This window comes from Nocardia sp. NPDC060259 (genome assembly GCF_042728775.1).
Classification (GTDB): Bacteria; Actinomycetota; Actinomycetes; order Mycobacteriales; family Mycobacteriaceae; genus Nocardia.
In genome coordinates, this window is the sequence record NZ_JBHXAY010000103.1 from 1 (window position 1) to 22,766 (window position 22,766).

Sequence of the window (22,766 nt, forward strand, 5' to 3'; positions counted from 1 at the left end):
GCACATCTCAGTCCACCGCCAGCGCCGCCACGATCGGCATCCTGGCGGCCCGCAGCGCGGGCGGGATCGACCCGAGCAGCGCCAGGCCGAGGGCGACCGCACCGTAGACGACCAGCAGCGGACTCGGCTGGTAGACGATGTCGATGGTCATCGCGTGCCCGATCGCCACGGTGCCCAGGTATTGCACCGCCGCGCCGATCACGAGTCCGATTGCCGCGCCGATGAATCCGATGCCTGCAGCCTCGGCGAGCACCGAGCGCAGCAGGAACTTGCGGTTGGTCCCCATGGCTCGCAGCACGCCCAGTTCCCTGCGCCGCTCCAGCACCGACAGCATCAGCGTGTTGAGCAGCGCCACCGTCGCCACGAGGACCACGATCCACAGGATCATGTTGCTCATCGCGGCACCCTGCTGCACGCTCGACGAGATCGCCTCGACCATGCTGGCGCCGGTGTCGACATGGATCTCCTGCGGTACCGCCGCGCGCACGGCGGCGCGCACCGCCTCCGGGTCGGCGCCCGGCGCGAACTGCACCGACAGAATGGTCTCGCCAGGCCGCTGGTACCACTCGCGCATCTGATCCAGATTCATCATCACCACGCCGGAGACCGCGGTGAAGTACGGAATCACCTGCAGCACAGGCACAGTGCGTTCGCCGGACGGGGTAGGCATGGTGAGCTTGCCGCCGACCGCGAGGTGCATCGAGCGCGCCACGTCCCTGGTCACGACGACACCTTCGCCGCGCTCCATCCGTTCGATCACGGCCGTGTCGACCGCGCCGAGCCGGATGTCGTCGTTGCGAGCCGGATAGCCCTGCAGCATCACCCGCCCGCTGCCGACCGTCGCGAAGGCCATCTGCGCGGGCCGCACCTGCGCGACGCCGGGCACCGCGGCGACCCGCTCGGCCATGTCCGGCGGCAGCACCGGCCCCGTCGGGAACTGTTCCACCGGACTGGGACTCACATACAGGTCGGCGTCGCCGAGACTCTCGAACGACTTGGTCGCCGAGTCGACCATATTGCCCGACGCCCCACCGAGCGCGACGACAGCCGCCACGCCGATCATCACCGTCATCGCCGTCGCCCAGACGCGGCGTGGCGCCCGCTCCAAGGTCGTCGCCCCCAGTGCGCCCGGCGCGCCGAACCACCGGGCGATCCCGGCGGCGCCGCGCACGATCGGCCCGGTCGCGGCGAAGCACAGCAGCACGGCCGCCGCGAACGACGTCGAGATCGCGGCGAGCGAGAGCCGCCCGAGATCGAGGAACGCCAGCGTGATGGCCGCCCCGACGAGGCCGATGCCGCCGGCCAGCGCCGCCCAGCGCAGGACCGCACTGTCGGCGGCCGAGTGACCGGCCTCCACCGGCGCGAGCGCCTCGACCGGTGCGACCTTGTACACCTGCCGCGCCGCGATCGCCGCCGCCAGCACCGTAGCCACCACGCACGCCGCGATCGCCACTGGCACAGCGTAATCCGGCACCATGAACTCGGTCCGAGCCTCCACCGACTGCACGATCGCCGCGGGCAGGCGCCCGATCGCGACCCGGCCCATCATCGCACCGATCGCCGACCCGATGACACCGCCGATCAGCCCGAGCAACGCCGCTTCGACGAGCAGATCGCGCACCATCGGACCACGCTGTCCGCCGATCGCGCGCAGCAGCGACAGCGTCGGCCTGCGCTGCGTCACCGCCATGCTCATCGCGTTGTAGATCAGGAACGCCGACACCATCAGCGCCGCCGCCGAGGACATCAACGTGGAATAGCGCATGATCTGGATGGCACCGCCCGCCTGCGCGGTCCGCAGACTGGGTTCGGCGACCACCGCGCGCCCGTCGACCACGGTGGTCAGCGCCGCCCGCAGGGCGGTCACGTCGGTGCCCGGGGTGGGCAGGATCTGCACCGAGTCCAGCTTGTCGACCCGGTCGGTGAGCAGCTGGGCCAGCGGCAGCGGCGCCGCGACCAGGTGACCGCCGTTGAGCCGGTTGGTCGCCTCGTCGTCGAGGATGCCCGCGACGGTCGCGGTACCCCACCCGATGGGGATGCTGTCGCCGACCTGGTAGCCCATCGCCGCGCCGACCAGCACGCCCCTCGGCGTGGTCAGCAGCTTGGTGGTGTGCTGCGACATCGGTTCGGCCAAGTCGCTGCCGAGCGCGGCGATATTCTGGTCGGCGCCGACCAGCATGGCCCGGTCGGGGCCTGCGCCGAGCGTGCTGCGCAGCATCGGAACCGCCTTGGCGACACCGGGTGTCGCGGCGATCTGGGTCAGCAGCGACTGTTCGAAACCGGCGTCGGTGATGCCGGTGATCTCGAGGACGGCGTCGCCCGCCAGGCCCTGGGTGAGCCGGTCGACCGACCCCGTGACCGATCCGGAGATACTCAGCACGGCGACCAGCAGCGCGGCCGAAACCGCCATCACCGCCGTCGACATGATCGTGCGGCCGGGATGGCGGATCAGTTCACCGATATTGAACAGCCGCAACCGATCCCACATGGCCGCGATCATGCGTCCACCCGCTCCGCCACCAGGTCGTCGGCGTCGATGCGCCCGTCGTGCAGCGTGATCACCCGGTCGCAGTAGGCGATCGCGCCCATGTCGTGGGTCACCATCACGACCGAATTCCCCTGTGCGGTGATGTCTCCCAGCAGGGACAGGATCGACGCACCGGTCTTGGAGTCGAGGTTGCCGGTGGGTTCGTCGGCCAGGATCAGCGGCGGGTCCATGATCAGCGCGCGCGCCACCGCGACGCGCTGCATCTGCCCGCCGGACAGTTCCGCGGGCCGGTGCTGCGCCCGGTCACCGAGGCCGACCAGGTCGAGCAGTTCCAGCGCTCGCGGCTTGGCTTTGCGTAATCCGGTGCCGTCCAGCAGTTTCGGCACCGCCACGTTCTCCCACGCCGACAGCGTGGGCAGCAGGTTGAAGAACTGGAAGACGAAACCGACCTGCTGCAAACGGAACGCGGCCTGGGCGTCTTCGTCGAGATCGCCGATCTCGGTGCCGCGGAAGCGAATCGAACCCTCGTCGGGCCGGTCCAGTGCGCCGAGCAGGTGCAGCAGGGTGCTCTTGCCCGAGCCGGAAGGCCCGATGATCGAGGTGAACTGGCCTGCCTCGATCCGCATGCTCACCTCGTCGAGCGCGCGGACCTGCTGTTCGCCGACGCGGTACTGCTTGACCACCCGCGTCAGCTCGAGCATCGGCGAATCGTTGTCCGGCATGTCATGTCCCCCATGGGTTTTTGGTTGGACGGGAATTCAGCGCGCGAAGGCGCGGGTACGCGTAGTCTGCACGGTCGCCGCTCGCGCGTCGAGAAGTGCACGCAGCGCGGGCTGTTCGGCCGCAAGTTCCAGATAAGCCTCGACGGCCGTCTGTCCTTCGAGCTCGGCCTGTTCGAGTTTGGCGCGAAAATGATTGTTCCAGCGGTAGGACAGGGCGTGCAGCAATCCGTCGATCCCGCCGAAGAGCCGGTCGATCCCGGGGAGGCCGGCGAACAGGCCTGGGTCGTTCGGGTCGATCGCTGCCCTGGCGAGCACGGTCTGCACGATAGCAGTGCGCTGATGCTGATCGGTCCAGGTCATGGGCTTCACCTTCCGTGAGCGATGACCCAAACGCTACGGACGCGCGTCACCCGAATCGTCGTGCCGGGGACCCGACTTCTTCTCCTACCCGGGTAGGAGAGGGGCACCGTTCGCGGGACGATGACGGGCCGAGGGCACGGCGGCTAGCCTTACCCCATGGAGGTGAGTCACGCCATCCCCGCGAGTATGGCGGGCCGGACGAGCCGCTGGCGGCGGCTCGCGGACCGGCCGCGGGCGGGGGTGCGTCGGCTGCTCCATACCGTGCGCGAGCGCATCGAGTCGTTGCCCTACGACTACCCCCCGGCGGTGATCATCGGCGCCGACCTGGCCCTGCTGGTGATCACCGGTGCGGCCGTGATCCAGCGGCATTCCTACTTCCCGAGTCCGCTGCCGCTGATCGCGATGGCCACCGCCTTCCTGCCGATCCCGCTGTTCGCGATCTTCGGGGTGAAGCCGCACCCGCTGCTGTTGAAGGGGTCGGCGCTGCTGTCGTGCGCACTGTTCCTGCTGCAGCCGGTCAACGCCGATTTCGCGCCGTTCGTGCTGGTGATCGTCGCCGGTGAGGTGGCCGCGGTCGCGTCACGCGGGCTCACCATCGGGTTCGCGCTGCTCGCGATCCTCGAGCTGGTCGCCTTCGACCTCGCGGGCCACGTGCAGTGGGGCAATGAGGGACAGCGGTTGCAGGGGCTGCCGATGTATGTCATGGGCATCATGCTCGGCGTCTTCTGCGGGGTGATGCTGCAGTACCAGCGCCGTTTCCTGTATCAGGAGCGCGAGAACCAGGCCATTCGTGCCGGTCAGGCCGCCGACGAGGAACGGCGCCGGATCGCGCGCGAGGTGCACGACGTGATCGCGCACTCGCTGTCGATCACCCTGCTGCACCTGACCGCGGCCCGGCGCGCGCTGCAGACCGACGACGACGTCACCGAGGCGGTGGAGGCGCTGGTCGACGCCGAGCGCCTCGGCAGGCAGGCGATGGCCGACATCCGCCGCACCGTCGGCATGCTCGACACCAGTCCCGCGCTGCTGGCGCCCGAGCCCAGCGCCGCCGATATCGACGAACTCGTCGGCGACTTCCGGCGCGCGGGGCTCATCGTCGACTACGCCCGCACCGGCGACCTGGCTGTCGTGGCTGGCACCGTCGGGCACGCGCTGTACCGGATCGGGCAGGAATCGCTGGCCAATGTCGCCAAGCACTCGCCGGGCAACGCCGCGACGGTGCGGCTCGATGTCAGCACCGAGGCGGCCACGCTGGTGGTGACCAATCCGCTGCCGCTCGGCCCGCCCCCGCGGCACGACGTCGGCATGGGTCTGCGCGGCATGCGCAAGCGCACCGAACTGCTCGGCGGGTCGATCACCGCGGGCGCCGCCGACGACGGATGGACGGTGCGCGCGAGGTTCCCGCTCAAGTCCGGCGCGTGTTCGACGATCACGGCCATGCTGCCCGGCATGCTCAGAACCAAACCCCAGGAGGACATGTGACGGCCGCCGCGCCGATCGAGAACCCGGTGTCGGTGCTCGTCGTGGACGATCAGGAACTCGTCCGCGGCGGGCTGCGCCGGATCCTGCGCCGCCGCGACGGCTTCACCGTCAGCGAATGCGCCGACGGTGACGAGGTGGTGGCCGCCGTCGCCGCCGACCGTCCCGACGTGGTGCTGATGGACCTGCGGATGAAGCGGGTGGGCGGTATCGATGCGACACGGTTGCTGCGCGCTCGCCCCGACGCTCCGCCGGTCCTCGTCCTCACCACCTTCGACGACGACCAGCTTCTCTCGGGCGCTCTGCGCGCTGGCGCGGCGGGGTTTCTGCTCAAGGACTCACCCGCCGAGGACCTGATCCGCGCGGTGCGCACGGTGGCCGCGGGCGGCGCCTGGCTCGACCCCTCGGTGACCGGGCGGGTGCTCACCGCCTACCGGACCGTCAAACCGGCCGGGACCCGCACCGACAGCCGGCTCGGCGAACTCACCGCACGCGAGTACGAAGTGCTCGAATTGATCGGGCGAGGCCGGGTCAACAGCGAGATCGCCGCCGAACTCGGTATCTCGGAAGTCACCGTGAAAAGCCACGTAGGGCATATATTCGGCAAGCTGGACCTGCGTGATCGAGCCGCCGCGATCGTGTTCGCGTTTGACCACGGCGTGGTGGCACCGGGAGAATCCTCCTTCTGACGAGCAGGTCTTCGGGCATGCGAGAAGTGGGAGGCGGACGCTGGTGCAGGCACCTGGGTCACGGACGGGGAGCAGGTTCGGTCCGTACGAGTTGCGGTCGATGCTGGGCAAAGGCGGGATGGGCGAGGTCTACGAGGCCTACGACACCGGCAAGGACCGAGTGGTCGCCCTGAAGTTGCTGGCGGAGGAACTCGCGCAGGACCCGGCCTATCAGGTCCGATTCCGCCGGGAGTCCCAAGCGGCGGCCAAGCTCGCCGAACCGCACGTCATCCCGATTCACGACTGGGGCGTGATCGACGGGGTGCTGTTCATCGACATGCGCCTGGTCCCCGGCACCGACCTGCGGAACGTGCTGCGTACCGGTGGGCCGATGAGCCCCGATCGCGCGGTCGCGGTGGTCGAGCAGATCGCCGCCGCACTCGATGCCGCGCACGCGGGCGGTCTGGTGCATCGCGACGTGAAGCCGGCCAACATCCTGGTGACACCCGCCGACTTCGCCTACCTCGCCGACTTCGGCATCGCCCATACCGAGGGCGACAGCGCGGTGACCCAGGCCGGGATGGCCATGGGCTCCTACATCTACATGGCGCCGGAACGCTTCGACGTCGGCCCGATCTCGCACCACGCCGATGTCTACTCGCTGGCCTGCGTGCTGCACGAATGCCTCACCGGCGCCTCGCCGTTCCCCGCGGCCAGCATGAGCGTGCTGATCCGCGCGCACCTCTCGGAGACCCCGCCGCGCCCCAGCGAGATCCTGCCCGGCCTGCCGGCGACCCTCGACGAGGTCATCGCGCGCGGCATGGCCAAGGATCCGGCCGATCGGTACCCGAGCGCGGGTGCGCTCGCGGTGGCGGCGCGAGAGGCGCTGGCCGCGGCGATACAGGGTGGTGCGCCGATGTGGGCGCCCGGGTATCCGCAGCCCGGTGGGCACGGGCAGGTCGGCGGTGGGCAGGCTCCCGCCGGTGCCTTCGGTCCCGCAGGTGCAGGGTCGGCTGGTGCCGCATTCGGTGCCGCAGGCGCGGCGGCCGGAGATGGTGCGTCCGGTACTCCGGGCGCGGCGTTCGGTGCAGCGACCGGCGCGCGTCAGATGCCATCCGGTCCAGTGCCGGGACGTGACATGCCCGGCGGCTTCGCTGCAGGTGCCGCAGCCCCGAATGTGCCGCCGGGTGCGACGACTGACGGGCGCAGCGTTCCTGGTGGAACGCCTTCGGGCGCGCCTGCGGGTGCGACGACCGGCGGCCGGAATGTGCCCGGTGGCGCGCCTGCCGGTGCTACGACGGGTGGACGCAGTGTGCCTGGTGGCGCGCCCGCTGGGGCGACGACCGGTGGACGCGCTGTTCCCGGCGCGCCGGGGGAGGACGCGGCGGAGCCCGCGCCGACGCCGACCGGTGAGTTCCGTGTAGTCGGCGCGGTGACCGCGACCGGCGGCATCGAGACCTCGCGCAGCCAGACGAGCGCGACCGGTGCCCAGCCGACGCTGATCATCCGTCCGCCCGCCGCCGCGCCCGGCCCGGCCGAGACCACCGGTTTCCACCGCGTCCCGGTCGAGGGCACCGGCGAGATCTCCATCCCCGCGGTGATCCAGCCGACCGGCCCCGCCGAGATCCGCGCCGCCGACACCCATTTCACCCCCCTTCCACCCGCGGACGCCACGGCCGCCCCCGCCGCCCCCGAGCCTCCGCCGGCCTACACCCCGGATCAGGGCCTCCCGAAGATGCGCCCGTTCCCCGACGCACACCTCTACGACGGCACCCACCCCGGCGAATCCTCCGCCCCGATCCCGACCTCGGCCCCGCCGTTCCCCGCGCCCACCGGCTTCATTCCGCCCTCCGACACCGGCAGACCGGCCCCACCTCGCCTCGACGCACCGTCGGGCCCGGTCCCGCAACGCGCCGCCCCCACCCAGCAGTACGGCGCCCCGACCTCGAATCAGGACGCCCGATTCGGTTCTCCGGCAGGGCAGTTCGACGATGCCTCGGCGAGCCCCGCCCCGCGGTTCGCTCCCACGCAGAAGTTCGACGTCGAACCCGCCGGTCCGGACGCCCGATTCGATTCTTCGGCAGACCGATTCGACGACGGTCCCGTCGATCTGTTCACCCCGCCGACCGAGCAGTACAGCGGACGTCCGGCCCAGTCCGGCGACCCGCAGCGGTTCGACGACGCGCACCAGGATGCCCGATTCGGTTCTCCGGCGGGGAAGTTGGATGACGAGTCCGCGAGCCTGGCTCCGCGGTTCGCTCCCACGCAGAAGTTCGACGGGGACCCCGCCGGACCGGACAGCCGATTCGGTTCTCCGGCAGACCGATTCGACGACGGTCCCGCCGACCTGTTCACCCCGCCGACCGAGCAGTACGGCGCACGCCCGGCGCCGGCCGACGACCCGCAGCGATTCGCGGCGACGCGGCACTTCGGTGCGCCGGAGGGTGACTTCGCGCCGCCCACCGAGCAGTACGACCCGGCGGCCGTCGATGCGATGCGGTCGGCCGCGACGCGGCACTTCGGTGGTGGGGACGAATTCGCGCCTGCGACCGAGCAATACGACCCGGCGGGTATCGATGCGCAGCGGTCGGCGCCGACCCAGCACTATCAGGGCACGCCGCCCGGAGCTGACCGATTTGCAGCGTCGACCGAGCAATACGACGACGTGGATCCGCAACGGGCACAGGCGACTCGGCAGTATCGGGGTGGCGCCGCGCCGTTCCCCGCGCACCAGGCACCGCCGGATGATCCGGCGCGGAGGCAGTACACCGGCCCCGCGCAGGATGCCTATGCGCAGCAGTACGACGATCCGAACAATGCCTACGGCGACCACGCCTACCGTGATCCGGCCTACGGGGGCGACCCGTACGATCCCGGCTACGATCCGGAACCGTCCTGGCAGCACCAGGATTCGCGCCGCGAGCGCTCCGTGCTGCTGCCGGTACTCGTCGGTGTCCTCGCCGTCGTGGTGCTGGCCATCGGTGGCGCGATCGGCTGGCGGCTGATGTCGGCCGCGGACTCGGCGCAGACCACGAGCGCAGCGCCGAGCTCGGCCGCCCCTGTCGGTGGTGCCGGTGGCGCGGTAGCCACCACGGCCCCCCGCGCGACCACCGCGGCCCCGACCACCTCGGCGGGCCCGGTCACTCTGCCCGCCGGTGCGCAGCCCTGTGAATCCGGCAGCGCCAGTGGGGCTTTCGGTAAGGCGGCGGTGGGCAGCACGGTGACCAGCTGTGGCTTCGCCGAAGCGGTCAGAGCCGCCTACGCGAGCGGTGGCTCGGGCACCGGCCCCCGGTCGGTGGTGGCGGCGAGCCCGGTGACCGGTCGCACCTACACGATGAACTGCGTGCCGGAAGGCAAGCTCGTCACCTGCACCGGTGGCGAGAACGCGGTGGTGTACGTCTACTGACACGACCCGGCCGCGGCCTCGAACGAGATCGCGGCCGGGACTCGGGCTCAGCCCGCGGACGCCACGGCGACCACAGTGTCACCCAGCCGGGTGATCGTGGCCGGATCGCTCCACGAGCCGGTGATCGAGACGCCGTCGGCCACCACCTCGGCGCCCGCCTTGCGCAACCGATCCGCCATGTTCTGGTTGACGACCTCACCGGGCCCGGCCGTGATCACCGCGACCGGCTTGCCTTCGACCGTCGGCGCCGGTCCCGACCCGGAATGCGCCAGCCAGGCGAGCACGCTCTCGGCCAGCGTCGACACCTCCGTGCCCTCGTCGGCGAACAGCAGCACACCGTCGGCTTCCAGCGTCGAGCGGCGCAGCTGGTTGGCGATCAACGGCCGCCCGTCCTCGGTGTCGAGGTCGGCGCTGTAGGCGGGCAGCGTGTCGAGTTCGGCCAGCGTCACCACGTCGACGTTGTTGCGGACCGCGACCCGTTGCGTCTCGGCCGCCAGCTGCGCCGCCGGGGAACCCTCGTCGGCTTCGGCGACCAGTGCGAGGAGATACGACATCGGCGCTACCTAGTGGTCTTTCGCGTGTGCACGTTCACAATGCCTCCTCGGCGGTTCAACTCGACGGTGTGACAGTGACTTTCACGCTCTTCATCAGCGGCTGATCGCTCTCGGTACTGAAATCGCCGATCGCGCACAGCACATTCATCTCCGGCATGTACCCGGCCGCGCAGCCCGGCGGAATGTCGTAGGGGACGACCTTGTACCGGTGCAGCGAGCGGGTCGACCCGTCGCGGGCTGTGCTGGTGATGTCGACCTCGTCGAACTCCGTCAGCCCGCGCTCGCGCATATCGTGTTCGTTCATGAAGATCAGCGTGCGCAGGTGCTGCACGCCCCGGTAGCGGTCGCTGTCGGAGTAGATGCTGGTGTTCCACTGGTCGTGCGAGCGCTGGGTGGCCAGCGTGAGCACACCGGGCGGATTGACGGTGTCCGGTAGCGTCACCGTCGAGAACTCCGCTTTGCCCGACGGGGTCAGGAAGATCAGCTCGCGGGCGGGCTGGCGGATGCGGAAACCCAGCGGCAGCCGGACCCGGCGGTTGTAGTCCTCGAAGCCGGGCAGCACCTTCGACATGGTGTCGCGGATGCGGTCGTAGTCCTCGATGTAGTACTCCCACGGCGTCTTCGTCTCGGGCAGTGCGGCTTTCGCGATGCCTGCCAGGATCGCCGGCTCCGAGAGCAGATGCGGCGACGCGGGCTTCTTCATGCCACGTGACATGTGCACCACGGCCATGCCGTTCTCCATCGACGTGATCTGCGGGCCGCTGCGCTGGATATCGCGCTCGGTGCGGCCGATGCACGGCAGGATCAGCGCGCGTTTGCCGTGGATGACGTGGCTGCGGTTCAGCTTGGTGCTGACATTGACCGTGAAGCCGCACTTCCGGAACGCCGCGAACGTGTAGGCGCTGTCGGGGGCGGCGGCGACGAAATTGCCGCCCATGCCGAGGAAGAACTCGAGTTTGCCCGCCTGCATCGCCTGGATCGTTGACACCACGTCGTAGCCGTTCGCGCGCGGCACCTCGATCTTGCACACCTGCGCCAGCCGGTCGAGGAACTCCGTGGTCGGGTTGTTGGCGATGCCGCAGGTGCGATTGCCCTGCACATTGCTGTGGCCGCGCACCGGTGACGGGCCCGCGCCCTCGCGGCCCAGATTGCCGCGCAGGAGAAGAACATTCACGATCTCGCGGATCGTGTCGACGCCGTGCTCGTGCTGGGTGATGCCGAGGCACCAGCTGACGACGGTGCGGTCGGAGTCGCAGTAGATACCCGCCGCTTTGCGGATCTCGTTCTCGCTCAAGCCCGATTGCCGCTGGATCTCGGCCCAGGTGGTGTCCTTGACCTCGCGCACGTAGTCGTCGAAGCCGTCGGTGTAGCGCTCGATGAATTCGTGATCGAGCGCCTTCGGGTCCGTTTCCGCTTCTTCCAGAACATGTTTGGCGATGCCCCGCATCAGCGCGAAGTCACCGCCGATGCGCACCTGCATGGTCATGGTGCTGGTCTTGGTGGGGTGAAAGGTGGCCATCGCGGCGAAGTCGTGCGGGATGATCGTGTTGCGCGAGCCCGCCTCGATCAGCGGGTTGACGTGCACGATCTGGGCGCCGCGCTTGTGCGCTTCGGCCAGCGCGGTGAGCATGCGCGGCGCGTTGGACGCGGCGTTGATGCCCATCACGAACAGCGCGTCGGCCTTGTCCCAGTCCTCGATGTCGCAGGTGCCCTTGCCCGTACCGAGCGAGGCCTGCAGGGCGCGGCCGCTCGCCTCATGGCACATGTTGGAACAGTCGGGCAGGTTGTTGGTGCCGAGTTCGCGCACCATCAGCTGGTAGAGGAACGTGGCCTCGTTGCCCAGCCTGCCGGAGGTGTAGAAGGAGGCCAGGTTCGGATCGGGCAGCTCACGCAACGCCTTGCCCACCATCTCGAACGCAGCGGGCCAGCTGATCGGCACGTAGTGGTCGGTCTCGGCGTCGTAGACCATCGGGTGGGTGAGCCTGCCCTGGTCTTCCAGGTCGTAGTCGCTCCAGGTGGCCAGCTCGCTGACGGTGTGCTCGGCGAAGAACTCCGGGGTGCAGCGCTTGTGCGTCATCTCCCAGGTGACGTGCTTGATGCCGTTCTCGCAGACATCGAGCAGCAGACCGTCGGTCGCGTCGGGCCAGGCACAGCCGGGGCAATCGAAGCCGTGCGAGGCGTGGTTCATCTTGAGGATGGCCTTGGTACCGATGAGCGGCTCGTGCTCCTTCAAGACCATGAACTTGCCGACGGCGATCGCGGCGCCCCAGCCGGCGGCGGGATGGTGGTACGGCTTGACCTTCGGCACCGCCTCGCGATGCCCGTTGCCGCTCGGGCCGCTGTCGGGGTCATACGCGGTGAACGGACCGTCAGCCATGACATGTTCCCTTCGACGAGAGTGCGAAGCCTGTCGGTGCCCGCTTGGGATTCTCTACCGCCGAGGTCACGGATGGGCGTAGGCCTGGTTCCGGCGCACCGACATCGAGCGTGTCGCGGGGGACCGTTCGAGTCTGCGCCCGCTCGCCCCGACCCGTCCAAGACCAACTTCCGAGCACTCGATAGGCGGCGCTTGTCACCGCCGGTACGGTGCCGAGAACCGCCTTTCACCTGCGTAGGCACGGTTTGACGTGTGCCGCGGCGGTCGTAGACGATGCCTCCATCGGCTCAGGGGACATCGCCCCGTGACCGACCTTCGGAGGAACCACTTTGCGCACCATGGCGACCCGGGCGCGCCCGCCCATGCGACGGTTCGTCACCGACATTGATCACCTCCCCGCCGCCAGGGTGTTCGTCGGTCTGGCGATCCCCGGCCTCGTGCTGATCGCCGCGGGCCGCACCGACCTGCTCATCTACGCCGTGTTCGGCTCCTTCACCGGCATGTACGGCTTCGCCGAGTCGCCACGGCAGCGGCTGATCCACCAGAGCGAGGCCGCGGTGATGCTGGTCGGCGCCGTCGGCGCCGGCGTCCTGCTCGCCCGCCTGCCCGCATCGCCCGCCGTGCTGGTCGCGGCCGTGGCCGCCTTCGCCGCGGTCGCCTCGCCGATCACCGACCGGCTCGGCTTGCGGCCGGAGGGCCCGTTCTTCGGGATCTTCGCGCTCGGGGCGATCGCGATGGTGGCGGGCGCCCAGCCCGATCCGCTCCTGGCCCTGGTGATCTGCGCGTGCACCGCGGTGCTGTGCGTCGCGGTCGGCTGGTTCGAGTCCATCAGCCGGGAGCGCCGAGCCGGCGCCTGCGTCCTCCGGAGGGCGGTCCCGCCGCACCGGACCGGCCGGGTCTCGTTCGTCCAGGCGGGCCGTTACGCGCTGGCGATCTCGATCTCCGGCGGCATCGGGCTGCTGCTCGGGGTCGGCCACGCCAACTGGGCGATGGCGGGCGCCGCGGTGCCGCTGGCCGCCGCGACCTCCCGCGACCGGATCACTCGCGGCCTGCACCGGGTCGTCGGCACCCTCATCGGTCTCGCGGTCACCGCGCCGCTGCTGATCCCCGGCCCGAGCCCGGCGATGCTCGCGGCGGCGATCATCGCGCTGCTCTATCCGACCGAGTTGTTCATGGCCCGCCACTACGCGGTCGCGCTCGGGTTCTTCACCCCGCTGATCATGGCCATGACCGAACTGGCCGAGCCGGCCGATCCGCTCACCATGCTCACCGATCGCGCGGTCGACACGGTGATCGGTGTCGCGGTGGGCATCGCTGTCGCGCTACTGATCCGCGAACCGGCCGCGGACTCGGTCCCGACCTTCGAGACGCCGGTATGCGAACCGTTGCATACTGGCGGCATGGCTGATGACGACCAGTGGTACTACTGCATCAAGCACCATAAGGCCGAGCAGGGCAAGACCTGCTGGTACGGCGACCGGATGGGCCCGTACCCCGACCAGGCCACCGCCGAGCGGGCACTCGAGATCGCGCGGGCACGCAACAAGGCAGCCGACGACGCCGAGGACGACTGACCGCGGGGGCACATGCTGTTTCGTCAACTCGAGTACTTCGTCGCCCTCGCCCGCGAACGGCACTTCGCCCGCGCGGCCGCGGCCTGCTATGTCTCCCAGCCCGCCCTGTCCGAGGCGATCCGCAAACTCGAACACGAGCTGGGTGTTCCGCTGGTCCGGCGCGGGCGCACGTTCGAGGGACTCACCCCGGAAGGGGAGCGACTCGTGCTGTGGGCCAGGCGGATTCTCGCCGACCGCGACGCGCTCGAACACGAGGTGCGCGCGCTGCGGACCGGTCTCACCGGTGAGCTGCGGATCGGGGTGATCCCGGCCGCGTCGGCCACCGTCACCCAGCTGACCGATCCGTTCTGCACCGAGCATCCGCTGGTGCGCATCCGGGTCGAGACCAGTCTGCGCTCGCGCGACATCGTCGACCGGATCCGCCGATTCGAGCTCGACGCCGGGATCATCTACGCCGACGGCGTCGACACCGACGGGCTCACCAGCACCCCGCTCTACCAGGAACGTCACGTCCTCGTCGCGGGAAGCGAACTGCTCGCGGGCAGCACCGCGGCGATCTCCTGGGCCGAGGCGCTGGACCTGCGGATGTGCCTGCTCCCCAAGGGCATGCGCGGCCGCCAGCTCATCGACGACGCACTGGCCACCCGCGGGCTCGTCGCGGCACCGCAACTGGAGAGCGACTCGGTGGCGACCCTGCTCGAACACGCCCGCACCGGACGGTGGGCCTGCATCGTGCCGCGACCCTGGGTGTCGACCCTGGGCCCCACCGCCGAGGTCCGCGTGTTCGACCTCGTCGACCCGGTCGTCACCGCGCACATCGCGCTGGTCACCACGGCCGCCGAACCCGCCTCGGTGCTCACCACCGCGCTCACCGGCACCGCCCGCGAGACCGACTTCGCCACCGTCGATCGAAGACAGCGATGACCCGGCAACCGTTCGGTACTGTGCAAGCCGTCGTGCTGCGGCACCGCCGGTTGTCGTACGCTTTCGGCACGGTCATTCTCGCGGCGACGATCAACCTCGTCGCCGGCTTCGCGACCGGTTGAGCCGAGGACCCGTGGAGCCAACGAACCGATCGGCAACCTAGATGAGCAGAGTCACCGCACGGCGCAAGACGACCCGGCTGTCCCCGGCCGGGCGGATACAGCGGCCCGACACCCTCGCGGTGGAGGAACCGCTCGAGATCCGCGTCGACGGGCAGTCGCTCACCGTCACCATGCGTACCCCGGGCAACGACATCGATCTGGTCCACGGATTCCTCTTCGGCGAGGACGTCATCGGCTCGGCCGACGACGTCGTCACCGCGCGCTATTGCGCGGGCACCGACAGCGAAGGGCGCAACACCTACAACGTCCTCGACATCCGCCTGCGCACGCCTGTCCCGCTGCACACCCGCAACTTCCTCACCACCGGCGCGTGCGGGCTCTGCGGCAAGTCCGCGCTCGACGAGGTGCGCACCCGCACCCGCTACCCGATCCCGCACGACACCGCGATCGTCGCCACCGACACCCTGGGCGGGCTGCCGAAACAGCTGCGCGCCGGGCAGAAGCTCTTCGAGGCCACCGGCGGCCTGCACGCGGCGGGCCTGTTCACCGCCGACGGCACCCTGCTCGCGCTGCGCGAGGACATCGGCAGGCACAACGCCGTCGACAAGGTGATCGGCTGGGCGGTGCGCGAGAACCGGATTCCGGCGCACGAGCTGATCCTCGTCGTCAGCAGTCGCGCGTCCTTCGAACTCGTCCAGAAGGCGGTGATGGCGGGCATCCCGATCCTGGCCGCGGTGTCGGCGCCGAGTTCGCTCGCCGTCGATCTGGCTGCCGAGTCGGATCTGACGCTGGTGGGGTTCCTGCGGGGCGACACGATGAATATCTACACCGGTGAACACCGTCTGACCTGAGCGTTTCGCGGTCGAAGTGTGCGTTCGGCCATACTGCCCAGTACGGTGTCGGAACTGCTACCCCGGCACCGAAGCCCGGGGGGAGTTTAGAAACGAAGATGTTTTACATGATGACGAAAGACCGACGTCCTGTCCCAGCGGCGCTCGCCGCGCTGCTCGGGGCCGTCGTCCTGTTCGTGGCCGGCTGCGGTGACGAGCCGAAGTCCTCGACCGCGCAGCGCACGACCACGACCGCCGCCGCGGTGGATCCCGGCGCGGGCGCGGGCAACTTCTCGATCGCGGTACCCGGCAGCCTGGCCGGCGACTTCGCCGCGCTCCAGCAGGGCTTCCGCGGGACCCTCGGACTGGCGATCATGCCGGTCGGCGGCGAGAAGATGGTCACCTTCGGCACCTGGACCTCGGGTCCGGCCTGGTCGACCATCAAGGTGCCGTTGGCGATCGCCGCGCTGCGCAACAACGCGTCGTACAGCACGACCGCGACCGCCGCCATCACCGCCTCCGACAACGGGGCCGCCGACACGCTGTGGCAGTCGCTCGGCGGGGGCGACGCGGCGGCCGAGTCCGTGCGGAACGTGTTGCGCGAAGGCGGCGACACCACTACCACCGTGCCCTCGGTGCGCACTCGCTCCGATGCCTCGATCTACGGTCAGGCCGAGTGGGCGCTGGCCGATCAGGTGCGCTTCGCCGCGAACCTGCCGTGCCTGCCGCAGAGCCAGCGCGTGGTCGGCCTCATGCAGCAGATCGTGCCGAGCCACCGCTGGGGTCTCGGCGCGTTCGGCAGCGCCGAATTCAAGGGCGGCTGGGGTCCGGACACCTCGGGCAAATACCTGGTCCGCCAGTTCGGTCTCATCGATTCGCCCTCGGGCCGGATCGCGATCGCCTTGGCCGCGCAACCGGATTCGGGCGCCTTCGCCGACGGAATGACCATGCTGGACAAGATGGCGACCCTGCTCTCGGGTCACCTCGGCGAGATGGCCGGAGGCAACTGCCCCTGATCGCCCCCGGTGCGGCAAGATGAACGCCATGCGCATCGGAGTCTTGACCGGAGGCGGAGACTGTCCAGGCCTGAACGCGGTGATCCGGGCTGTCGTCCGCACCGCGAACGGCCGCTACGGCGACGCGATCGTCGGGTTCGAGGACGGCTGGCGCGGCCTGCTAGAAGACCGCAAGATCCGCATCCTCAACGACGATCGCACCGACCGGCTGCTCACCAAGGGCGGCACCATGCTCGGCACCGCGCGTACCAATCCCGACATGCTGCTCGCCGGGCTCGGCCGGATCAAGCAGACCCTCGACGACAACGGCATCGAAGCATTGATCCCGATCGGCGGCGAGGGCACGCTGACCGCGGCGAGCTGGCTCGCCGACGAGGGCGTTCCGGTGGTCGGCGTGCCCAAGACCATCGACAACGACATCGACTGCACCGACGTCACGTTCGGCCACGACACCGCCCTCTCGATCGCCACCGAGGCCATCGACCGTCTGCACACCACCGCCGAATCCCATCAGCGGGTGATGCTGGTCGAGGTGATGGGCCGCCACGCGGGCTGGATCGCGCTGAACTCCGGCATCGCCGCGGGTGCGCACCTGACCCTGGTGCCCGAGGAGCCGTTCGACGTGGCGCAGGTGTGCGCGCTGATCAAGAGCCGCTTCCAGCGCGGCGACAAGCACTTCATCTGCGTGGTCGCCGAAGGCGCGCATCCCGCACCCGATTCCGGCTTCGCGCTGCGGGAGGGTGGGATCGACGAGTTCGGCCACGAGCGGTTCACCGGTGTCGCCCAGCAGCTGGGTTCGGAGATCGAACGCCGGATCGGCAAGGAAGTCCGCACCACCGTGCTCGGCCACGTGCAGCGCGGCGGCAGCCCGACACCGTACGACCGCATCCTGGCGACCCGGTTCGGCGTGCACGCGGCGGAGGCGGTGCACGCGGGTCACTTCGGGCAGATGGTCGCCCTGCACGGCACGAACATCGGGCTCGTGCCGCTGTCGGAAGCCACCAAGCAGCTCAAGCGGGTTCCCGCCGAGCGGCTCAGCGAGGCACAAGCCTTCTTCGGCTGAGCGCTGCGTCCTCGACTTTTCGGTGCGCGTCGGTACCGTTTCCGTATGCGCACCGGTCGAGTGATCGTTTCGGTTCTGTTCGTCGTCGCCGCGCTGGTGACGGGCTGTTCCTCGGACGAGGAAGCGGGGCCCGCGATACAGGGGCCATGGCACGGTGACATCGAGGTGCCCGGTCAGCCGATTTCGATCGGGGTGACCTTCGCCGAGAACGATTCGGCCACCATCGACATCCCGGTGCAGGGTGTGCGCGCCGCGCCGTTGAAAGATGTGCGCACCGAACCCGATCGGGTCGAGTTCACGATTCCCGACGTGCCGGGCGACCCCGGGTTCCGCGGCAAGCTCGACGGCGAGCAGATCACCGGTGACTGGGTGCAGTCCGGCCAGACGACGCCGCTGGTGCTGCGCCGCGGCCAGATCGAGAATCTCACCAGGCCGCAGGACCCGAAACCGCCGTACCCGTATCGCAGTGAGGACGTCACCTACCGCAACGGTGACATCACCATCGCGGGCACCCTCACCGAACCCGAAGGCACCGGCCCGTTCCCGGCGATGCTGCTGATCACCGGCAGCGGCCCGCAGGACCGCAACGAAGACCTGATGGGCCACCGCCCGTTCCTGCTGCTGGCCGACACCTTCACCCGCGCCGGCTACGCCGTGCTGCGCACCGACGACCGCGGCGTCGGCGGCACCAGCGGAAAACTCGACGACGCCACCTATGCCGACCTCGCCGGCGACGCGGCCGCCGGTGTCGCGTTCCTGCGCGAACGCCCCGAGATCGACCCGGCGAAGGTCGGGCTGTTCGGGCACAGCGAGGGTGGCTACCTCGCCCCGCTGGTCGCCGCCCGGCCCGACAGCAACGTCGCGTTCGCGGTGCTCATGGCCGGTCCCTCGGTGGTCGGTGCCGATGTGCTGATCGAGCAGAACAAGGTCATCCTGGCCGCGGCGGGCGAACCGCAGGACAAGATCGACGAGCAGGTCGACTACCTCACCCAGTGGTCGGCGCTGCTGCGCTCCGGCGACATCGACGGCGCCAAGGCCTTCGCCCAGCAACACAACGATTCGCTGCCCCCCGAGGAACGCGCGTCGCAGGAGGCCATCGATTCCTTCAACACCCCGTACATGACCTCGTTCCTCACCTACGACCCGAAACCGGCACTGGAAGCGCTGCGGATCCCCGTGCTCGCCTTCTTCGGCGACAAGGACCAGCAGGTCCTGGTGTCCCAGAACGAAGCGCCGATGCGGGCCAACCTGGCGGGCGACCCGGACGCGACCGTGTACACCTTTCCCGGCCTCAACCACCTGATGCAGCCCACCGAGACCGGCAAACCCAGCGAATACGCCACCATCGAGACCACCATCGACCCGGCCGTGCTGACCTACGTCACCGACTGGCTCACCCAGCACATCCCGCCCCGGTAGGGCTTACATAGACTGGTCGCCATGAGCGAGCGCAGCGAGCGAGAAGTCGGCACAGCCGCCAGTGCGGTCATGACGGAGCCGAGCGTCAGCGAGGCGCAGTCATGAGCGCACCCACGGTCGAGTTGATGGATTACGCCGATGTCATCTCCCGGTACGAGCCGGTGCTCGGCATGGAGGTCCACGTCGAGTTGTCCACGGCGACCAAGATGTTCTGCGGTTGCCCCACCGAGTTCGGCGCCGAACCCAATACCCAGGTGTGCCCGGTGTGCCTCGGCCTCCCCGGCTCGCTGCCCGTGGTCAACGAGAAGGCCGTCGAGTCGGCCATCCGGATCGGTCTCGCGCTGAACTGTTCGATCACCCCGTGGGGCCGGTTCGCGCGCAAGAACTACTTCTACCCCGATCAGCCGAAGAACTACCAGATCAGCCAGTACGACGAGCCGATCGCGACCGAGGGCTACCTCGACGTCGTCCTCGACGACGGCTCCACCTTCCGGGTGGCGATCGAGCGCGCGCACATGGAGGAGGACACCGGCAAGTCGCTGCACGTCGGCGGCGCGACCGGTCGTATCCACGGCGCCAGCCACTCGCTGCTCGACTTCAACCGGGCGGGCGTGCCGCTGATCGAGATCGTCACCAAGCCGATCACCGGCGCCGGTGAGCGCGCGCCCGAAGTGGCCCGCGCCTATGTCACCGCGCTGCGCGAGGTGCTGCGCTCGCTGCACGTCTCCGACGTGAAGATGGAGCAGGGCTCGCTGCGCTGCGACGCCAACGTCTCGCTGATGCCGGTGGGCGCCAAGGAATTCGGTACCCGCACCGAGACCAAGAACGTGAACTCGCTCAAGAGCGTCGAGGTCGCGGTGCGCTACGAGATGCGCCGCCAGGCCGCCGTGCTCACCGACGGCGGCGAGATCGTCCAGGAGACCCGCCACTTCAACGAGGCCGACGGGTCGACCTCCGCGGGTCGCCGCAAGGAGACCGCCGAGGACTACCGCTACTTCCCCGAGCCGGACCTCGAGCCGGTCGCCCCGGACGCCGACTGGGTCGACGAGCTGCGCGCCACCATCCCCGAGTACCCGTGGCTGGTCCGCGCGCGCATCCAGGCCGAGTGGGGTCTGTCCGACGAGGTCATGCGCGACCTGGTGAACGCGGGCGCGCTCGATCTGATCATCGCCACCGTCGAGGCGGGCGCCCCCGCCAACGAGGCGCGCTCCTGGTGGGTCGCCTACCTGACCGAGAAGGCCAAGGAGCGCGAGGTCGCCCTCGCCGACCTGCCGATCACCCCCGCTCAGGTGGCCGAGGTCATCAAGCTGGTCGAGGCCAAGACCGTCAACAACAAGGTCGCCAAGCAGGTCGTCGACTTCGTCCTCGCGGGCGAGGGCGAGCCCGCCGCGATCGTCGAGGCCAAGGGCCTTGGCATGGTCAGCGACGACACCGCCCTGCAGGCCGAGGTCGAGAAGGCCCTCGCCGCCAACCCCGACATCGCCGAGAAGATCCGCTCCGGCAAGGTCCAGGCCGCGGGCAAGATCGTCGGCGACGTCATGAAGGCCACCCGTGGCCAGGCCGACGCGGCCAAGGTCCGCGAACTGGTCCTCGCTGCCTGCGCGTAAGCCGGAAGAACGACCGCCCCCACCGGAATCTGGTGGGGGCGGTTCGCGTTAGTCCGGGCCGCCCGCGCCGCCCTGGGGCGGTGGGATTCGCACGACGCGGTCGTCGAATTCGCCTGGTACGCCGTCGGTCTTGTTCGTCGTGGTCACCCACACGCTGCCGTCGGCGCTGGCCGAGGCGCCCAGGAGCCTGCCGTACTTGTCCTGGGCGATCAGGGTCGGCGCGGTGGTGACGGCGAAGGTGTTGGGGTCGGCGCCGACCGCGGCCAGTGCCTTGCCCTCGCCGAGGGCGACGGCGACGCCGTCACCGGTGGCGGTGCAGCCGCCGACGCCGGGACGATCGGGCCAGGTCCAGGAGACGGTCAGCGTGCCGTCGGTGCCGAGGTGCTGGAGCCGGTCCTCGGCGGCGGTGCGGTCGGTGACCCACATGCCGTCCTTGCCGTCGCGGCACAGGTCACCGGCCGAACCGATGCCGGCGGCGACGACCTGCGGAATGTTGGCGCCCGAGGACGGTGACTCCAGGCGCAGCACCTTGCCGCCGAGCGAACCGGGATCTGCTGCCGCGCCGGGGTTTCCGGCATCGCCGGTGAGCACCAGCAGCTGGGTCGGCGTCGCCCATTCGATGGCGCCGCGATTCCCGGTGGCGCCTTTGGGGATTCCGGTGAGGATCTCCTTGGGCGCGCCGCCGTTCCTGGACAGCCGGACCACCCGGTTGTCGCTGCCGGTGGTGATGTAGGCGTACATCAGCCCGTCCTCGCCGAACGTGGGGGACAGCGCGATGTCGGAGATGCCGCCGTCACCGGAACCGTCGACCGCCACGCTCGCGACCTCCACCGGCGCCGGCTGCGGCGTGCTCGCGTCGACCGGGGTCACCTGCAGGATGCGCCCGGTGCGCCGCTCGGCCACCAGCGCGCCGTCGCCGACCGGGATCAGCCCGGCCGCCGAGTCCAGGCAGGTGGCGATGACGTTCGGATCGGGGTCGATACACGGGCCGGTCGGCCGCGGCACCTGCGACGGCGAATCCTGTGGCTTCTTCGGCTCCACGTTGGACCCGCCCAGCGACGGCTCGGTGGTGAACGGGCTCGACGCCGACTCGTCGAACCGGGCGCACCCGGCGACCAAGACGGTGCCCAGTGCCAACCCGACTGCCACGCGGCCCGCGAATACCGAACTCATGCCAGAGACGTTACCGGCAGTCGAGCGGGCCTGACACGCCTGATCCAGGGAAGACCGGCACACCGCGACGGCACGTCATAAGGTGACACCCGTGAGCGAGAAGTCGAATGACACACCGCAGGCCGACGGGTCGTCGCAGACCGGACCGGCCGCGTCGTCGGCGGGTCGCCCGGTGACCAGCCCCTACGATTCGCCGACGACACAGATGCCGAAACCGGATCTGCACAAGGATATTCCGCGCACCGACGAGGACCTCGGTCTCGACCCCGGCGAGGACGAGGTGCCCACCGCGAGCGCGGCCCACACGGCGGGCGGGAGCGATGACGGCTACGGCTACGCCTCGATCCCACCCGCGGCCGCGGCCTCGGCGGGCACGGTGCGCCTGCAGCGTCGCAACCGGGAACCCCGCCGCGGCACCCTCGACCTCGGCCTGTTCGTGCTGCGCCTGGTGGTCGGCTACACCTTCATCTACCACGGCCTGCAGAAGCTGACCGGCTGGTTCCACGGCCCCGGCCTCGACGGCACCAAGACCATGATGGAAAGCGGCGGCTGGGACTACCCGTCGCTGTCGACGGCCCTGGTGATCGCCGGCGAACTGGGCGGCGGCATCCTGCTCGTCCTCGGCCTGGCCACCCCGCTCGCCGCGGGCGCCGTGCTCGCCACGATCCTGAACGCGTGGATGTTCAAGCAGGGCTTGGTCCCCGGCTTCCAGTACAACGCCTCGACCCCCACCGGCGTCGAGCTCGACTCCATCCTGGTCGGCGCGTCCCTCGCGATCATCCTCACCGGTCCCGGCCGCTGGTCCTTCGACCGCGCCCGCGGCTGGGCCACCCGCCCCGCCTGGGGCTCGGGCGCCGTGGTCCTGCTCGCCGTCGCCACCGCGATCGCCACCTACTGGTTCCTCCACGGCGGCAACCCACTGACGGGCGTCGGCCCGTTCTGATCTGCTTCTCCGCGTCTTCAGGCCCGACTGATCCAGAAAGC

The 22,766-nt window shown here is 69.9% G+C and carries 17 protein-coding genes and 1 pseudogene; 12 read left to right on the forward strand and 6 right to left on the reverse strand.

The window, feature by feature from the left end; translation table 11 throughout:
• Positions 1-7: 7 nt before the first annotated feature.
• From ACFWF2_RS27590 to ACFWF2_RS27600, 3 genes are read right to left on the reverse strand one after another with little or no spacing between them, the layout of a single operon-like run.
• On the reverse strand, positions 8-2,500 hold the full coding sequence (locus ACFWF2_RS27590) for an FtsX-like permease family protein (protein ID WP_379310361.1): 2,493 nt from the start codon (positions 2,498-2,500) through the stop codon (positions 8-10).
• Positions 2,497-3,210 carry an ABC transporter ATP-binding protein gene (locus ACFWF2_RS27595; protein WP_379310362.1) on the reverse strand — a complete coding sequence of 238 codons (714 nt, stop codon included), beginning with the start codon at positions 3,208-3,210 and terminating at the stop codon, positions 2,497-2,499. Before ACFWF2_RS27595 ends, ACFWF2_RS27590 begins: the two co-directional genes overlap by 4 nt.
• A 36-nt stretch (positions 3,211-3,246) precedes the next feature.
• Entirely contained in the window at positions 3,247-3,570 is a 324-nt protein-coding gene (locus ACFWF2_RS27600; RefSeq protein WP_379310363.1) for a hypothetical protein, read from the reverse strand.
• A gap of 156 nt (positions 3,571-3,726) precedes the next feature.
• Here ACFWF2_RS27600 and ACFWF2_RS27605 point away from each other — a divergent pair, with 156 nt between their 5' ends.
• The 3 genes from ACFWF2_RS27605 to ACFWF2_RS27615 all read left to right on the forward strand — a co-directional run bounded on the left by ACFWF2_RS27605 (position 3,727) and on the right by ACFWF2_RS27615 (position 9,123).
• Positions 3,727-5,052 (forward strand): sensor histidine kinase, encoded by a 1,326-nt coding sequence (locus ACFWF2_RS27605; RefSeq protein WP_379310364.1) that lies wholly within the window; start codon positions 3,727-3,729, stop codon positions 5,050-5,052.
• Positions 5,049-5,738 (forward strand): response regulator transcription factor, encoded by a 690-nt coding sequence (locus tag ACFWF2_RS27610; protein ID WP_189024594.1) that lies wholly within the window; start codon positions 5,049-5,051, stop codon positions 5,736-5,738. The genes ACFWF2_RS27605 and ACFWF2_RS27610 overlap by 4 nt, the downstream gene beginning before the upstream one ends.
• A 100-nt stretch (positions 5,739-5,838) precedes the next feature.
• Positions 5,839-9,123 (forward strand): protein kinase, encoded by a 3,285-nt coding sequence (locus ACFWF2_RS27615; protein ID WP_379310365.1) that lies wholly within the window; start codon positions 5,839-5,841, stop codon positions 9,121-9,123.
• Between the two features lie 47 nt (positions 9,124-9,170).
• Here ACFWF2_RS27615 and ACFWF2_RS27620 read toward each other — a convergent pair whose 3' ends face one another.
• Positions 9,171-9,677 carry an NADPH-dependent FMN reductase gene (locus tag ACFWF2_RS27620; RefSeq protein WP_379310366.1) on the reverse strand — a complete coding sequence of 169 codons (507 nt, stop codon included), beginning with the start codon at positions 9,675-9,677 and terminating at the stop codon, positions 9,171-9,173.
• A gap of 55 nt (positions 9,678-9,732) precedes the next feature.
• Positions 9,733-12,054: an FdhF/YdeP family oxidoreductase gene (locus tag ACFWF2_RS27625; RefSeq protein ID WP_379310367.1), complete on the reverse strand. Its 2,322-nt coding sequence runs from the start codon at positions 12,052-12,054 to the stop codon at positions 9,733-9,735.
• Between the two features lie 338 nt (positions 12,055-12,392).
• Between ACFWF2_RS27625 and ACFWF2_RS27630 the strand changes: the two genes are divergently transcribed.
• The 8 genes and pseudogenes from ACFWF2_RS27630 (at position 12,393) to gatB (ending at position 20,609) form a co-directional block, all read left to right on the forward strand.
• Positions 12,393-13,628: an FUSC family protein gene (locus ACFWF2_RS27630; RefSeq protein WP_379310368.1), complete on the forward strand. Its 1,236-nt coding sequence runs from the start codon at positions 12,393-12,395 to the stop codon at positions 13,626-13,628.
• A 12-nt stretch (positions 13,629-13,640) separates the two neighbouring features.
• Positions 13,641-14,552, forward strand: coding sequence for a LysR family transcriptional regulator (locus ACFWF2_RS27635; RefSeq protein ID WP_379310369.1), 912 nt, complete (start codon positions 13,641-13,643; stop codon positions 14,550-14,552).
• Positions 14,553-14,572: 20 nt separating this feature from the next.
• Positions 14,573-14,674, forward strand: a pseudogene (locus ACFWF2_RS27640) (DUF1345 domain-containing protein); the annotation flags it as partial.
• 41 nt (positions 14,675-14,715) lie between these two features.
• Positions 14,716-15,525 (forward strand): formate dehydrogenase accessory sulfurtransferase FdhD, encoded by an 810-nt coding sequence (gene fdhD / locus ACFWF2_RS27645; RefSeq protein WP_379310370.1) that lies wholly within the window; start codon positions 14,716-14,718, stop codon positions 15,523-15,525.
• A gap of 107 nt (positions 15,526-15,632) precedes the next feature.
• Positions 15,633-16,520, forward strand: coding sequence for a hypothetical protein (locus tag ACFWF2_RS27650; RefSeq protein ID WP_379310371.1), 888 nt, complete (start codon positions 15,633-15,635; stop codon positions 16,518-16,520).
• A gap of 28 nt (positions 16,521-16,548) precedes the next feature.
• On the forward strand, positions 16,549-17,583 hold the full coding sequence (locus ACFWF2_RS27655) for an ATP-dependent 6-phosphofructokinase (RefSeq protein ID WP_379310372.1): 1,035 nt from the start codon (positions 16,549-16,551) through the stop codon (positions 17,581-17,583).
• 45 nt (positions 17,584-17,628) lie between these two features.
• Positions 17,629-19,002 (forward strand): alpha/beta hydrolase family protein, encoded by a 1,374-nt coding sequence (locus ACFWF2_RS27660; RefSeq protein ID WP_379310373.1) that lies wholly within the window; start codon positions 17,629-17,631, stop codon positions 19,000-19,002.
• A 101-nt stretch (positions 19,003-19,103) separates the two neighbouring features.
• Positions 19,104-20,609, forward strand: coding sequence for an Asp-tRNA(Asn)/Glu-tRNA(Gln) amidotransferase subunit GatB (gatB, locus tag ACFWF2_RS27665; protein WP_379310375.1), 1,506 nt, complete (start codon positions 19,104-19,106; stop codon positions 20,607-20,609).
• 48 nt (positions 20,610-20,657) lie between these two features.
• Here the strand turns inward: gatB and ACFWF2_RS27670 are convergent, their stop codons facing one another.
• A complete protein-coding gene (locus ACFWF2_RS27670) occupies positions 20,658-21,782 on the reverse strand; it encodes a PQQ-dependent sugar dehydrogenase (RefSeq protein WP_379310376.1) in 1,125 nt (374 codons plus the stop codon).
• A gap of 91 nt (positions 21,783-21,873) precedes the next feature.
• On the opposite strand from ACFWF2_RS27670, the gene ACFWF2_RS27675 reads away from it, so the two are divergent.
• A complete protein-coding gene (locus ACFWF2_RS27675; protein WP_379310377.1) occupies positions 21,874-22,725 on the forward strand; it encodes a DoxX family protein in 852 nt (283 codons plus the stop codon).
• The last annotated feature ends 41 nt before the right edge of the window (positions 22,726-22,766 follow it).